This is a genomic window from Escherichia sp. MOD1-EC4550 (assembly GCF_963876935.1).
Taxonomy (GTDB): Bacteria; Pseudomonadota; Gammaproteobacteria; order Enterobacterales; family Enterobacteriaceae; genus Escherichia; species Escherichia coli_F.
Map to the genome: position 1 here is coordinate 17,419 of NZ_CAWNSE010000003.1, position 14,724 is coordinate 32,142.

At 46.6% G+C, this 14,724-nt stretch carries 14 protein-coding genes and 1 pseudogene; 13 read left to right on the forward strand and 2 right to left on the reverse strand.

Annotated features, from left to right (window positions below; genetic code table 11):
• Window positions 1-456 precede the first annotated feature (456 nt).
• Window positions 457-1,017, forward strand: a pseudogene (locus tag AACU19_RS02765) (aldo/keto reductase); the annotation flags it as partial.
• Between the two features lie 207 nt (window positions 1,018-1,224).
• Window positions 1,225-1,581, forward strand: a complete 357-nt coding sequence (locus AACU19_RS02770; protein ID WP_001038968.1) for a hypothetical protein — start codon at window positions 1,225-1,227, stop codon at window positions 1,579-1,581.
• Between the two features lie 288 nt (window positions 1,582-1,869).
• Here AACU19_RS02770 and AACU19_RS02775 read toward each other — a convergent pair whose 3' ends face one another.
• The gene (locus tag AACU19_RS02775) at window positions 1,870-2,796 is read right to left on the reverse strand and encodes a LysR family transcriptional regulator (RefSeq protein WP_001307603.1); all 927 of its coding nucleotides are present in this window, start codon (window positions 2,794-2,796) and stop codon (window positions 1,870-1,872) included.
• 156 nt (window positions 2,797-2,952) lie between these two features.
• On the opposite strand from AACU19_RS02775, the gene AACU19_RS02780 reads away from it, so the two are divergent.
• The 5 genes from AACU19_RS02780 to ykgO all read left to right on the forward strand — a co-directional run bounded on the left by AACU19_RS02780 (window position 2,953) and on the right by ykgO (window position 6,602).
• Window positions 2,953-3,873 (forward strand): alpha/beta hydrolase, encoded by a 921-nt coding sequence (locus tag AACU19_RS02780; RefSeq protein WP_105278646.1) that lies wholly within the window; start codon window positions 2,953-2,955, stop codon window positions 3,871-3,873.
• Between the two features lie 244 nt (window positions 3,874-4,117).
• Entirely contained in the window at window positions 4,118-5,260 is a 1,143-nt protein-coding gene (locus AACU19_RS02785; RefSeq protein WP_105278647.1) for an NADH-dependent flavin oxidoreductase, read from the forward strand.
• A 472-nt stretch (window positions 5,261-5,732) separates the two neighbouring features.
• Window positions 5,733-5,834, forward strand: a complete 102-nt coding sequence (ykgR, locus tag AACU19_RS02790) for a small membrane protein YkgR (RefSeq protein WP_000662258.1) — start codon at window positions 5,733-5,735, stop codon at window positions 5,832-5,834.
• Between the two features lie 364 nt (window positions 5,835-6,198).
• Complete coding sequence (locus tag AACU19_RS02795; protein ID WP_000803998.1) at window positions 6,199-6,462, forward strand: type B 50S ribosomal protein L31; 264 nt, start codon at window positions 6,199-6,201, stop codon at window positions 6,460-6,462.
• Window positions 6,462-6,602 (forward strand): type B 50S ribosomal protein L36, encoded by a 141-nt coding sequence (ykgO, locus tag AACU19_RS02800; RefSeq protein ID WP_000866436.1) that lies wholly within the window; start codon window positions 6,462-6,464, stop codon window positions 6,600-6,602. Before AACU19_RS02795 ends, ykgO begins: the two co-directional genes overlap by 1 nt.
• A gap of 34 nt (window positions 6,603-6,636) precedes the next feature.
• On the opposite strand, the gene ykgL is transcribed toward ykgO, so the two are convergent.
• On the reverse strand, window positions 6,637-6,864 hold the full coding sequence (gene ykgL / locus AACU19_RS02805; protein ID WP_105277152.1) for a protein YkgL: 228 nt from the start codon (window positions 6,862-6,864) through the stop codon (window positions 6,637-6,639).
• An 824-nt stretch (window positions 6,865-7,688) separates the two neighbouring features.
• Between ykgL and ecpR the strand changes: the two genes are divergently transcribed.
• The 6 genes from ecpR to ecpE all read left to right on the forward strand — a co-directional run bounded on the left by ecpR (window position 7,689) and on the right by ecpE (window position 14,481).
• Window positions 7,689-8,231 (forward strand): ECP biosynthesis operon DNA-binding transcriptional regulator EcpR, encoded by a 543-nt coding sequence (gene ecpR / locus AACU19_RS02810; protein WP_024166199.1) that lies wholly within the window; start codon window positions 7,689-7,691, stop codon window positions 8,229-8,231.
• A 74-nt stretch (window positions 8,232-8,305) separates the two neighbouring features.
• Window positions 8,306-8,893 carry a common pilus major fimbrillin subunit EcpA gene (gene ecpA, locus AACU19_RS02815; protein ID WP_000730972.1) on the forward strand — a complete coding sequence of 196 codons (588 nt, stop codon included), beginning with the start codon at window positions 8,306-8,308 and terminating at the stop codon, window positions 8,891-8,893.
• 56 nt (window positions 8,894-8,949) lie between these two features.
• Window positions 8,950-9,618, forward strand: a complete 669-nt coding sequence (gene ecpB / locus AACU19_RS02820; protein ID WP_105278648.1) for a fimbrial chaperone EcpB — start codon at window positions 8,950-8,952, stop codon at window positions 9,616-9,618.
• Between the two features lie 25 nt (window positions 9,619-9,643).
• Window positions 9,644-12,169, forward strand: coding sequence for a fimbrial usher EcpC (gene ecpC / locus AACU19_RS02825; RefSeq protein ID WP_105278649.1), 2,526 nt, complete (start codon window positions 9,644-9,646; stop codon window positions 12,167-12,169).
• Window positions 12,159-13,802 (forward strand): fimbrial adhesin EcpD, encoded by a 1,644-nt coding sequence (gene ecpD, locus AACU19_RS02830; RefSeq protein ID WP_105270906.1) that lies wholly within the window; start codon window positions 12,159-12,161, stop codon window positions 13,800-13,802. Before ecpC ends, ecpD begins: the two co-directional genes overlap by 11 nt.
• A complete protein-coding gene (gene ecpE, locus AACU19_RS02835) occupies window positions 13,771-14,481 on the forward strand; it encodes a fimbrial chaperone EcpE (protein ID WP_105278650.1) in 711 nt (236 codons plus the stop codon). Before ecpD ends, ecpE begins: the two co-directional genes overlap by 32 nt.
• Window positions 14,482-14,724: the final 243 nt, after the last annotated feature.

Sequence of the window (14,724 nt, forward strand, 5' to 3'; positions counted from 1 at the left end):
AAATACCTTTATGTAAGAAAGTACACCGCCACCTAATATATCCAGTGCCTGTAGCCACTCATCAGGTGGTTGGGCGCGGGATTATATTTTTATTTATGGGTGAAAATTTAGCTTTTTGTGCAAGTCATTAAATAGATACCTATGTTATATTTCTTACTCTGCGGACAGTGAATAATTCATTATTCAGAGTGAATAATAATGACCTGCTTTTAATTTACCACGATTGGAAATACGTCGAAGTAGGTATATACGCCAGGATAAACCGATATATTTTTTATGGATATTCATTTTCCTTCATCGGACTGTAAATTCCGGGGATATCGAACTTGCACTACTCATCGCAACCCTCAAACAGATTTATGAATTTTGTTCATAACCCCTGACAAATCCTGCCGTCTAATCGAGCTCTTCCCTTTACGTTATGCTTCTCATGAACGATAACGAAAGGATAACACCATGCAAAAAGTAAAACTGAACAACGGTATTGAAATGCCCCTGTTGGGCTTTGGTGTATTTCAGATGACCGATGCCGCTGAATGCGAAAGAGCGGTCATTGACGCTATTAACACCGGTTATCGACTGATTGACACCGCCGCCTCCTATCAAAATGAAACCCAGGTCGGGAACGCACTGAAACAAAGCGATATCGCCCGTAACGAACTCTTTGTCACCACGAAACTCTGGTTGCAGGATACCAGTTACGAAGGGGCCAAAGCCCAGTTCGAACGCTCTCTGAATCGACTGCAACTTGATTACGTTGACCTGTACTTGATTCACCAGCCATATGGCGATGTCCACGGAGCCTGGCGTGCCATGGAAGAGCTGCAACAGGCCGGTAAAATTCGCGCTATTGGCGTAAGTAACTTCCATCCTGACCGACTGGCTGACCTTATCGCTTTTAATAACGTCGTTCCGGCGGTAAACCAGGTTGAAGTTAACCCTTTCAATCAGCAGCTACAGGCCGTTCCCTGGATGCAAAGTCGTGGCATTCAGCCAGAAGCCTGGGCACCGTTTGCGGTTACAGGGCGGTAAGCGATTATGCATCTACCTATTTACGTCGGTCACTCAGTCAGAGTCTTGCCCATATTCAATGAGGTTCAACACCGCAGCCAATGAAAAGTAGGCCATGCGGGGATTAATAGCATTACTCATTAACCAATCGCTCTTTTCATTTACGTGCTCTTTATGTAACATATTGCTTTTATTGATCTTCCTGGAGTTTGCATGAATAAGAATCTCATCCTCGCATTTGCATTATTTTCCTTACCTGTATTTGCAGAAGAAGATCTGGGGCCAGGCAAATATGTTTGTGACATTAGGATTTCCAGCCTGGATACCGCTACTCAAATTCTGTCAAAATCCGCAACAGTTCTCGATAATGGAAACAATTTCATCGTTCAAATGCCAAATGGAGATCAATTGTACTCTCCAGATCTGGAAAATGTTGATGATGGTATAAAACAAAAAGCAACAATAGGTGGAGTGACATTTATTCGTCGTCCAACTTTTAACGATCGCTTCATCGTGGAAGATGGAAATACAGGATTCTTCTATAAGATGCGAAACTGCGAGAAGAAATAAAGGAAGTTTGATAGCGATACCCTCCTGATTTTCAGGCTTTGTACCTGTTCAAGACTTACAACTACAAGCCGCTACGTGTTAACGCCTCCCAAAATAACCACCGTTAACCGTAGCGGTCATAGATACTATTATTTTAGCCACATTACTGGTGATAATGATAATTGATATTATAGCCGTATAAAAAATAAGTATTAATTATCAGAAAGTTTATTATGTAAACGCGTCCTAATGATTACGTTATTCCTCTTACCGATATTCGCCCAGAGCAACCATCAATTACACATATCATCAATTTTCGAGTTTTACTCTTTTCTCCACCATAAAATCAATAAAAGCACGAACTTTAGAGGGCATTCTCACCCGTGATGAAACATAAATATAAAATCCAGGAAATGAAACAGCCCAATCCTCAAGAATCGGCTGTAACTTGCCCGCATTGATATGTTCAGCGATTGCAAAATCCAGATGTTGAATGATACCCGTTCCATTCAGCGCCATTCGTATCATGCTTTCGTCATCATTAGAAATATACTTACCTGAAACCTCTATTTCGAACTCTTCATTACCCCCCACAACATTAGAAAACTCCCATGCAGAGAGTGCACCGCTACTTTTATGCCGCAACCGAAGGCAATTATGGTTACTCAGTTCCTGAGGCGTTTCAGGAATACCGTGTTCTTTTAAATAATCTGGCGATGCCACAGTAACCAGTTTAATAAGCGGAGAAACAGGAACGGCAGTCATATGCTCATCCAGTCCTTGCTCAAGACGTATGCCCACATCACAGCCGTCCGCAATAATGTTAGATAAACCGTCATCCATAATGAGTTCTATCTTTGTTTTGGGGTAACGAGTAAGAAACTCGCCAATATGAGGCTCAACAAGCATCCGTGCTGCAACACGGGAGGAATTTATTCTCAACAGGCCTGTAGGTTCAAGTTGGGTATCACCAACATCTTTCAAAGCATCATCAATTTGCCCCAAAGCCGACACCAGCACTTCATACAGACGCTGTCCTTCCTCAGTAAGCGACATATTGCGGGTCGTACGGTATATCAGCTTGGTGTTAAGACGTTCCTCAAGAGATTTTAAATTCTGGGACAATGCGGCCCGCGTAATACCCATTTCAGAAGCGGCTCTGGAAAAACTGCCGGCACGAACAATCAGCGCAAACCAGGCAAGAGAAGGCAAAATTGAAGGCTCTATTTTCATCATTGTAAACCTTAACTTAACACTGTGATAGATATTAGACCATTGATGATAACCAATACAAGTCATACTATTACGCCGTTCTCGATATGAACACAAATGCCAGTTGCGGATAATAGAAATGATATTTAAATCTGTTTAGGCAAATCCCTGGAGCTTGAAATGAAAACGGTTTCGATAAAACACACTTACTGGGATATAGCTGCTGATATCTATTTCCCTGACGATTTTAATAGTGAAAAAAAGTATCCTGCCATTATCAGTGCCCATCCAATTGGAAGCTGCAAAGAACAGACATCGGGTAGTGTGTATGGTGCCGCCCTGGCAAAAGCTGGCTTTATCGTCATTGCTTTTGATGCCAGTTTTCAGGGAAGCAGCGGTGGAGAACCGCGTTATCTGGAAGATCCAACAATGCGAGTAAAAGACTTCAGCATTGTCGTTGATTACCTTACCACCTTACCTTACGTTGATGCCGGGCGTATTGGTGTACTGGGTATTTGTGGTGTAGGTGGATATGCCATTAATGCCGCAATGACAGAACGTCGGATTAAAGCCATTGGTACTGTCACGGGTGCTAACTACGGGCGTCTTATGCGTGAGGGATTTACAGCGTTTAATCCTATCGGAGCACTCGAAGCAATGGCGCAACAAAGAACAGACGAAGCTAACGGCGCAAAACTTCGCGTAGATGATTTGCTCCCTTCTTCTCCGGAAGCAGCTCTTGAAGCGGGATTAACAGAAATAGACCTTTTTGAAGCAACAGAATATTATCGTTCGCCACGAGGCTGTGCGCCTAATGGGGTAAATCGTTCGCTATTTTCACATCAGACTGTTGCCGTGGGCTGGGATGCTTTTCATCTTGCAGAAGTCCTGTTAACTCAACCACTAATGGTTGTAGTGGGCGATAGAGTGGGCGCTTTTGGTGCCTATCGTGACGGCTGCGAAATTATTGGTCGTGCAGCCTCAAAACATAAAGAGTTGGTCGTGGTTGAAGGTTATTCACATTACGACCTGTATGATAAGCCAGAACCTGTGAAACAGGCGCTCGATAAATTAATTCCTTTTTACAAAACACATTTGTAATAACCTTGCAGGGAGATTCATTATCTCCCTGAGATTTATCCTTTATTGACTACACGACAATAATAAAATTACTCAAAAAGAAATTTCATTAAAGAAACAAAAAAGCAGTAACTCAATCATTAAGATTATTAGAAACCCTTTGAAGGGATTATAAATAAAGCCAGAAATCTTGGTTCCAAAGCTGGCAACAACTAACCAGTTAAAACATACGCATCAAAATCAGATAAACATTTGAGGTATTGTTATGACAAATAAACACCCATCATTGTTTTCTCCTTTTATGCTGACAGAAAAAATAAAGCTACGTAATCGTATCGTTATGGCCCCTATGACGACCTGGTCAGCTAATCCTGATGGAACCATCTCTGAGCAAGAACTCGAATTTTATAAACGTCGCTCACAAAATGTTGGTTTAGTAATAACAGGATGCACCTATGTCACGCCAAGCGGCATTGGGTTTACTCATGAATTTGCCGCATATGACGACCGTTTCATTAATAGCCTTGAAAAGTTAGCTGCTGCAGCCAAAAGTGGCGGTGCTCCGGCTATTTTGCAGATTTTCCACGCCGGTAATAAAGCCATCCCGGAGCTTGTGCCAAATTACGATGTTATTAGTGCCAGCGCATCAAGCGTAAAATCTGGTGACTTTATGAAGAGAGTGGTACAAAGCAGGGAAATGACTGAAAACGAAATTCAGGAAACCATTAGAGCATTCGGAGATGTCACAAAAAGGGCGATTAAAGCAGGTTTTGATGGCGTTGAACTTCATGGTGCGCACGGATTCCTTCTGCAGAATTTCTTCTCCCCTCTATTTAACCAGCGTAATGACCGATGGGGAGGAGATCTTGAAGGACGTATGCGCTTCCCGCTGGCCGTATTACAGGAAGTAAAAAATGTAGTCTATGAATATGCGAAAAAGCCCTTTGCCATCGGTTACAGAATATCTCCTGAAGAATCTGTAACAGGGGGGCTGCGGATAGAGGATACTTATAAACTCCTTGATCGGCTCATTTCATCCGGTATTTCGTATATACATACCTCGCTGGTCAGTATTAACGATAGCTACCCTGTTGAGTCGCCAAATGGCCCCCGAACTATTGAATTGATTTTAAATCATATTGCAGGCAGAGTGCCGGTAATCGCCGCAGGTAAAATACGCACACCGTCTCAGGCTCAAGAAGCAATTTCCGCTGGCCTGCCACTTGTTGCGATCGGTAAAGGGCTGGTGATAAATCCAGAATGGGTGACTTTAGCTGAATCAGGTAGAAGTCATGAAATTCAAACAGCCCTTAATCCACAACGCGTTCCTGAATTAACCATTCCGGATAAACTATGGGATCAAATTCAGGCATCGAAAGGAACTGGCTGGTTTCCGTTAATGGATTAAATATCTATTACTCTCCCGAGAGTAAAACTATCAAACCAATGAGTAACCGATACAGCCTCGCAAATTCTTTCAGATAATTAACCCGTCACTGCGGCACGTTCTCTCATAAGGCGTGCCTGCTGTGTAATCCAGTATGTATCCGGCATACTTGACGGTTTAATAGAACTCAATTCCTTTCCCAGGTTACCAACAACGATATCTTGTATAACACCCCAGGAGATACGACATTATGATGAGATGAGGTATGCTCCTCAGCGCCAATCAACGTCAGGGCTGGGCCAGTTTTGAGATCAGACTCATTCCCGGACTGACTTCAGGCGACATATAACAATGACGTTGGGGCAATAAAAGATAGCCGATGTAATACATCTATTCAAATTTGTGATACATGTCAAAAAATTGGTTGACCAAACTCGTTATTTATATAAGGGCACTTACGAAGTGCACTCTTTTTTAAAGCGAGGAAGTACCAATGAAAGAGAATAAAGTACAGCAAATCAGTCATAAACTGATTAATATCGTTGTTTTTGTCGCAATTGTAGAATACGCCTATTTATTTCTCCATTTCTATTAATAACGGCAATAAACTGTTCACTTCAGTGATATTTAAAATATGCATCCTCTCCCTTTTTTTTAAGTAATTATTATATTCGTGGGGGAGGAATACACGCTGTCAGGTAATCAATCAAACTGCGATAAATCATCGGCCAGTAAAGTGGAGATAGCCTCCATTCTCGAAAAATTCATACTCTCAGCGAAACCATCATCAATCACTCATCCAGGCGTTTATGGGAGCGTCGCCAATGGCTGCTAACAATGCCAGACTTCCCCGTTGCCGAAATTCCACATACCACAAATGGTCACAGGAATTGGGTGTTGAAATGATTCGGATGAGCATGTATCTTTACGGTTATGTTATAACATAACAGGTAAAAATGATGAAACCCAATATCCATCCTGAGTATCGTACTGTGGTGTTCCATGACACCAGTGTTGATGAGTACTTTAAAATCGGCTCGACTATCAAAACAGACCGTGAGATTGAGCTGGATGGCGTAACGTATCCGTACGTAACAATTGATGTCTCTTCGAAATCGCACCCGTTCTATACAGGGAAGCTGAGAACAGTGGCATCAGAAGGAAATGTTGCACGGTTCACCCAACGTTTTGGTCGTTTTGTTAGCACGAAAAAGGGGGCATGATGAAAGTCCTTAACTCTCTGCGTACCGCAAAAGAACGCCATCCAGACTGTCAGATTGTGAAGCGAAAAGGACGGCTGTATGTGATTTGTAAATCTAATCCACGTTTTAAGGCCGTTCAGGGTCGTAAGAAAAAACGTTGATTCAAAATTCGACGAATTAACGATATTTGTCTGATTAATAATCAGACCGGATTAATGTTGGTGTATTGATTACACCAACATTAATTTTCCTGGAAATATATTCTTTAAGTTCATTTAAAGCCAACTGCCTGACGTTTCTCTCCGAATATTCCATTATATTAATGTTGATTTGTTGACCAACTTCGCCCCTGTATGCTGGTATCAACTCTCTTTTAGACTGAACAAGCCACTCCGCCCCCTCCCTTTGCGGAGCAGCCTGCATTTACACTCAAACTGTTAAGATGATAAATGTGGTAAATCTGTTGGTACTAACATAAAAACGTTTACGCCACAGGAACAGCCTGATCCACCGGTAACCCCATCGCCGACGTTCGAGTGCCAGTTAGAGTAACGCGCACAGATGACTGCACGCAGTGCCCTGTCAAAGAGGCCATCGTTCCTGTGACAGCTGGCAGCCTTCGTTTAACTTCACTTAATTTGGCTCTTGGGGGGCTTACCGAACAGATGACGTAGTCACACCTATTCAATTTTTCACCACTTATTGGAGTAAACACCCATAACCATTTTGTGCGGCATGTTAATCCATTAAAATATCTTACTGATTGGCAAATCTTCTTTAATGATGGCCAATAATAGTTTTATGTTCTATTTATTATCATTAAAACTTGTTTTTTTACTAGTCGAGCACAAAACGCATTAAGACTATTCCTAACACCTCAGGGCAAAGTTCCTGGCTAATATAAAATGCAAGTAAGAATTGAACGTTATATTTCCAATAACCTTATGAAACTGAATGTCTTTTTCTTCTTATCAAAAAAGCAATATTTTCATTTTTAGTAAATATTGACTTAACCATGGAATTCCTTTTCTGTTCACATATTGACACTCATCAGGAAAAAAACATAAATTTAAGCCCAATCGAAAATAATTAAAACTTAATCTCGTTTAACCTATATTGATATGTGCTACGTATCTTATTTACTTCCGATTTACTAACAACACTGAATGTACCTGTAAAAATTACAGGTTTGGAAAGTAGTGACATGGCAAAATGATTACAGCAGGGACTATGAGGTTAAAAACCATATGGAATATCAAAACCGTTCTGATAAATACATCTGGTCTCCCCATGACGCCTACTTCTATAAAGGACTCTCTGAACTGATTGTGGATATCGACAGATTAATTTATCTATCGCTGGAGAAAATTAGAAAAGATTTCGTGTTTATCAATCTCAATACGGATTCTTTAACTGAGTTTATAAACCGTGATAACGAATGGTTATCCGCGGTAAAGGGGAAACAGGTCGTATTGATTGCGGCCAGAAAGTCAGAAGCCTTAGCAAATTATTGGTATTACAACAGCAATATTAGGGGCGTGGTATACGCTGGGCTGAGTCGTGATATTAGAAACGAATTGGCCTATGTGATTAATGGCAGGTTTCTCAAAAAAGATATTAAGAAAGATAAAATCACTGACCGGGAAATGGAAATTATCCGCATGACGGCCCAGGGAATGCTGCCTAAATCGATTGCCAGAATTGAAAATTGTAGTGTGAAGACAGTGTATACCCATCGGCGTAATGCTGAGGCCAAGCTGTACTCAAAAATATATAAGTTGGTTCCGTAAACTCCAGGCAAGTTAGTTTTAAAAAATGACTCACAGGGACATCATGTCCTCAATTTAACTCGGGAAGAAAAGCAATGAAAAAAAAGGTTCTGGCAATAGCTCTGGTAACGGTGTTTACCGGCATGGGTGTGGCGCAGGCTGCTGACGTAACAGCTCAGGCTGTAGCGACCTGGTCGGCAACAGCCAAAAAAGACACCACCAGTAAACTGGTTGTGACGCCACTCGGTAGCCTGGCGTTCCAGTATGCCGAAGGCATTAAAGGCTTTAACTCACAGAAAGGTCTATTTGACGTGGCTATTGAGGGTGACTCAACGGCTACCGCCTTTAAACTGACCTCACGTCTTATCACCAACACCTTAACCCAGTTGGATACCTCAGGTTCCACACTGAATGTGGGCGTGGATTATAACGGCGCGGCAGTCGAAAAAACTGGCGATACCGTGATGATCGATACCGCCAACGGCGTACTGGGCGGTAACCTTAGCCCGCTGGCTAACGGTTACAATGCCAGCAATCGTACCACCGCACAGGATGGTTTCACCTTCTCCATCATCAGCGGTACCACCAATGGTACCACCGCAGTAACCGATTACAGCACTCTACCGGAAGGCATCTGGAGCGGCGACGTTAGCGTACAGTTCGACGCTACCTGGACCAGTTGATCTCTTTGATGTATCAGCAGGGGTAGCCCCCTGCTTTATTCCTGGACGGAATTGTTATGAAAAAGCACCTTCTGCCTCTCGCTCTGCTGTTTGCCGGAATATCTCCGGCCCAGGCGCTGGATGTCGGCGATATATCATCGTTTATGAACAGTGACAGCAGCACGCTGAGCAAAACAATCAAAAACAGTACCGACAGTGGCCGCCTCATCAATATCCGTCTCGAACGGCTCTCTTCACCGCTTGACGACGGGCAGGTTATCGCAATGGACAAGCCGGATGAGTTGCTACTCACTCCCGCCAGCTTGCTGCTACCCGCCCAAGCCAGCGAAGTGATCCGCTTCTTCTATAAGGGACCAGTAGATGAAAAAGAGCGCTACTACCGCATTGTCTGGTTTGATCAGGCCCTCAGTGATGCGCAGCGCGAGAATGCCAACCGCAGCGCTGTGGCCACTGCTTCCGCCCGCATCGGCACCATTCTGGTCGTCGCCCCCCGCCAGGCGAACTACCGCTTTCAGTACGCCAACGGCTCCCTGACAAATACAGGAAATGCGACGCTGCGGATCCTCGCCTACGGCCCCTGCCTGAAAGCCGCCAATGGTAAGGAGTGTAAAGAGAATTACTACCTGATGCCGGGCAAGTCGCGTCGTTTTACCCGCGTGGACACGGCGGATAACAAAGGACGGGTTGCACTTTGGCAGGGTGATAAGTTCATTCCCGTGAAATAGATAGCTGTGCAGATGGATTACGACAATGCCTTTACGACGGTTCTCCCCAGGACTGAAAGCCCAGTTTGCCTTCGGCATGGTCTTTTTGTTCGTTCAACCCGATGCCAGCGCTGCTGACATAAGCGCGCAGCAAATAGGTGGGGTGATTATTCCGCAGGCCTTCAGTCAGGCGCTTCAGGACGGCATGAGCGTCCCGCTCTATATTCATCTCGCCGGTAGCCAGGGTCGCCAGGACGATCAGCGAATCGGCAGCGCTTTTATCTGGTTGGATGATGGACAGTTACGCATCCGGAAAATACAGCTGGAAGAGAGTGAAGATAACGCCAGTGTCAGCGAACAAACTCGACAGCAGCTGATGACTCTGGCGAACACCCCGTTCAATGAGGCCCTTATCATCCCCCTGACTGACAACGCGCAGCTGGATCTCAGCTTGCGCCAACTGCTGCTGCAGCTGGTGGTCAAGCGCGAAGCACTGGGCACCGTACTACGCTCACGTAGCGAAGACATCGGGCAATCCAGTGTTAACACCCTCAGCAGTAATCTGAGCTATAACTTCGGCATCTATAACAACCAGTTGCGTAACGGCGGGAACAATACATCCAGCTATCTGTCGCTAAATAACGTGACAGCACTGCGCGAACATCATGTGGTACTCGACGGCTCGCTGTATGGGATCGGTAGCGGTCAACAGGACAGTGAATTATATAAAGCGATGTATGAACGCGATTTTGCTGGTCACCGATTTGCCGGTGGAATGTTCGACACCTGGAACTTGCAGTCCTTAGGGCCGATGACCGCCATTTCAGCAGGGAAGATTTACGGCCTTTCCTGGGGAAACCAGGCCAGCTCCACCATCTTCGACAGCAGCCAGTCGGCCACGCCAGTGATCGCCTTTTTACCTGCAGCGGGCGAAGTACATCTCACCCGTGATGGGCGGTTACTGAGTGTTCAGAACTTCACCATGGGCAATCATGAAGTGGATACCCGAGGTCTACCGTACGGTATTTACGATGTGGAAGTTGAGGTGATCGTTAACGGTCGCGTGATCAGCAAACGCACCCAGCGGGTCAATAAGCTGTTTAGCCGGGGGCGCGGTGTCGGTGCGCCGCTGGCGTGGCAGATATGGGGCGGCAGCTTTCATATGGATCGCTGGTCGGAAAACGGGAAAAAGACGCGACCAGCTAAAGATAGCTGGCTAGCAGGTGCCTCGAGCTCCGGCTCACTGAGTACGCTTAGCTGGGCGGCAACGGGATATGGATACGATAATCAGGCCGTGGGTGAAACCCGTCTGACGCTACCGCTTGGGGGGGCGATCAACGTTAACCTGCAAAATATGCTGGCCAGTGACAGCTCATGGAGCAGCATCGGCAGCATCAGCGCCACTCTACCGGGAGGCTTTAGTTCGCTATGGGTTAATCAGGAAAAAACCCGCATTGGCAATCAATTGCGACGTAGCGATGCCGACAACCGTGCAATCGGCGGCACACTCAACCTGAACTCACTGTGGTCGAAGCTGGGCACATTCAGCATCAGCTACAATGATGACCGCCGTTACAACAGCCATTATTACACGGCAGATTACTATCAAAATGTCTACAGCGGTACCTTTGGTTCGCTTGGCCTGCGAGCCGGTATTCAGCGCTATAACAACGGCGACAGCAACGCCAATACAGGAAAATATATCGCTCTCGATCTCTCGCTACCTCTGGGCAACTGGTTTAGCGCAGGGATGACTCATCAAAACGGCTACTCCATGGCAAACCTGTCAGCACGCAAGCAGTTTGATGAAGGGACCATTCGCACTGTTGGTGCAAATCTGTCACGAGCCATCTCCGGCGATACCGGTGATGACAAAACCCTCAGCGGTGGGGCGTATGCACAGTTCGACGCTCGTTACGCCAGCGGAACGCTGAACGTCAATAGCGCGGCGGACGGCTACGTCAATACCAACTTGACCGCCAATGGCAGCGTCGGCTGGCAGGGTAAAAACATCGCTGCCAGCGGGCGGACTGATGGCAACGCTGGGGTGATATTCAACACCGGGCTGGAGGACGACGGTCAGATCAGCGCCAAAATCAACGGGCGGATTTTCCCGCTTAACGGCAAGCGTAACTATCTCCCGCTCTCTCCCTATGGAAGATATGAGGTGGAGTTGCAGAACAGCAAAAACTCACTCGACAGCTACGATATCGTCAGCGGCCGCAAAAGCCATCTGACCCTCTATCCAGGCAATGTCGCCGTCATTGAGCCAGAGGTGAAGCAGATGGTTACCGTCTCCGGTCGTATCCGTGCAGAAGACGGCACACTGCTGGCTAACGCACGGATTAACAACCATATCGGCCGAACCCGAACCGATGAAAACGGCGAGTTTGTCATGGACGTGGATAAGAAATACCCCACTATCGATTTTCGCTACAGTGGCAATAAAACCTGCGAAGTGGCACTGGAACTCAACCAGGCGCGCGGTGCCGTCTGGGTCGGTGATGTGGTCTGCAGCGGCCTCTCATCGTGGGCGGCGGTGACGCAGACAGGAGAAGAGAATGAGAGTTAACCTACTGATAGCGATGATAATCTTTGCGCTATTCTGGCCAGCAACCGCGCTCAGAGCTGCAGTGAGCAAAACAACCTGGGCGGATGCTCCGGCACGCGAGTTTGTGTTTGTCGAAAACAACTCAGACGACAACTTTTTCGTCACTCCTGGCGGGGCGCTGGATCCGCGCCTGACCGGTGCCAACCGCTGGACCGGTTTAAAATACACTGGCTCAGGAACCATCTATCAACAAAGCCTCGGCTACATTGATAACGGTTACAACACCGGCCTTTATACCAACTGGAAGTTTGATATGTGGCTGGAAAATTCGCCGGTTTCATCTCCTTTAACTGGCTTGCGCTGCATCAACTGGTACGCAGGGTGTAATATGACCACCAGTCTTATCCTGCCGCAAACCACCGACGCCAGTGGATTTTATGGCGCGACGGTGACCAGCGGCGGCTCGAAGTGGATGCACGGCATGTTGTCAGACGCGTTTTACCAGTATCTGCAACAAATGCCCGTTGGCAGCAGCTTTACGATGACCATCAATGCCTGCCAAACCTCAGTGAACTATGACGCCAGCAGCGGCGCGCGCTGTAAGGATCAGGCCTCCGGCAACTGGTATGTTCGCAACGTCACCCATACGAAAGCAGCAAATTTGCGGTTGATAAATACCCACTCGCTGGCGGAGGTATTTATCAACAGCGACGGAGTACCGACTCTGGGGGAAGGGAACGCCGACTGCCGGACGCAAACCATCGGCAGCCGTTCAGGATTAAGTTGTAAGATGGTTAACTATACCCTGCAAACAAACGGGCTCAGCAACACCTCAATCCATATATTCCCGGCGATCGCCAACTCGTCGTTGGCCTCGGCCGTCGGGGCGTACGATATGCAGTTCAGTCTGAATGGCAGTTCATGGAAACCGGTGAGCAATACCGCTTATTACTACACCTTCAACGAGATGAAGAGCGCAGACTCGATCTATGTTTTCTTCTCGAGCAACTTCTTTAAGCAGATGGTGAACCTGGGGATCAGCGATATCAACACCAAAGATCTATTCAACTTTCGCTTTCAGAACACCACATCACCGGAGTCTGGCTGGTATGAATTTTCTACCTCCAACACGCTGATTATCAAACCCCGTGATTTCAGCATCAGTATTATCTCCGATGAATATACTCAGACACCGTCGCGAGAGGGATATGTCGGCAGCGGCGAACCGGCACTCGATTTCGGCTATATCGTAACCACCAGCGGTAAAACAGCTGCCGACGAAGTGCTGATCAAGGTGACCGGACCCGCGCAGGTGATTGGCGGACGCTCCTATTGTGTCTTCAGCTCCGATGACGGTAAGGCGAAAGTACCATTCCCGGCGATGCTTTCCTTTATTACCCGCAACGGAGCTACAAAAACCTACGATGCCGGGTGCGATGATAGCTGGCGGGATATGACCGATGCGCTGTGGCTAACCACACCGTGGACTGATATCTCTGGCGAAGTGGGGCAGATGGATAAGACCACTGTCAAATTTTCAATTCCAATGGATAACGCCATTTCGCTGCGTACGGTAGATGATAACGGCTGGTTTGGCGAAGTCAGCGCTTCAGGAGAGATTCATGTTCAGGCGACGTGGCGTAACATTAACTAAGGCGCTGCTGACAGTGGTCTGTATGCTGGCGGCACCTTTGACACAGGCGATTTCGGTCGGCAATCTGACATTTTCGCTGCCGTCCGAGACTGACTTTGTCAGCAAACGTGTAGTGAATAACAACAAAAGCGCACGGATATACCGTATTGCCATCAGTGCCATCGATAGCCCAGGCAGCAGTGAATTGCGCACTCGACCGGTGGATGGTGAACTGCTTTTCGCTCCCCGCCAGCTGGCATTGCAGGCTGGTGAGAGCGAGTATTTTAAATTTTACTATCATGGTCCACAGGATAACCGCGAGCGCTACTACCGGGTCTCATTCCGCGAGGTCCCCACTCGCAACCAGACAAGACGTAGCCCAACCGGCGGCGAGGTCAGCACGGAGCCGGTGGTGGTGATGGATACCATTCTGGTAGTACGACCTCGTCAGGTTCAGTTTAAATGGTCCTTCGACCAAGTGACAGGAACGGTAAGTAACACCGGCAACACGTGGTTTAAGCTACTGATTAAACTAGGATGTGATTCGACCGAAGAGGAAGGCGACGCCTGGTATCTACGTCCGGGAGACGTAGTTCATCAGCCTGAGTTACGTCAGCCGGGGAATCATTATCTGGTCTATAACGACAAATTCATTAAGATTAGCGATTCCTGTCCTGCTAAGCCCCCTTCGGCGGACTAAGACTTATCCATCGGACGAGGGAAGAATTCCACCTCAGAGACTCAAATAATCGTTTAAATGATGTGGAAGCGATCGTCAATGTCACCTGTAATGATGGGCTTTCTCATATGTACACCATAGTGTTCAGGAGACACGGAAAAGTGCCAGGCAGCCTGCTAACGAGTGGTTTCTTCACGAATTAGTACGTAAAATCGGTAACGGCTGGAAATCATTCAATACTCACACTATCGAAAGTTCCCCAGC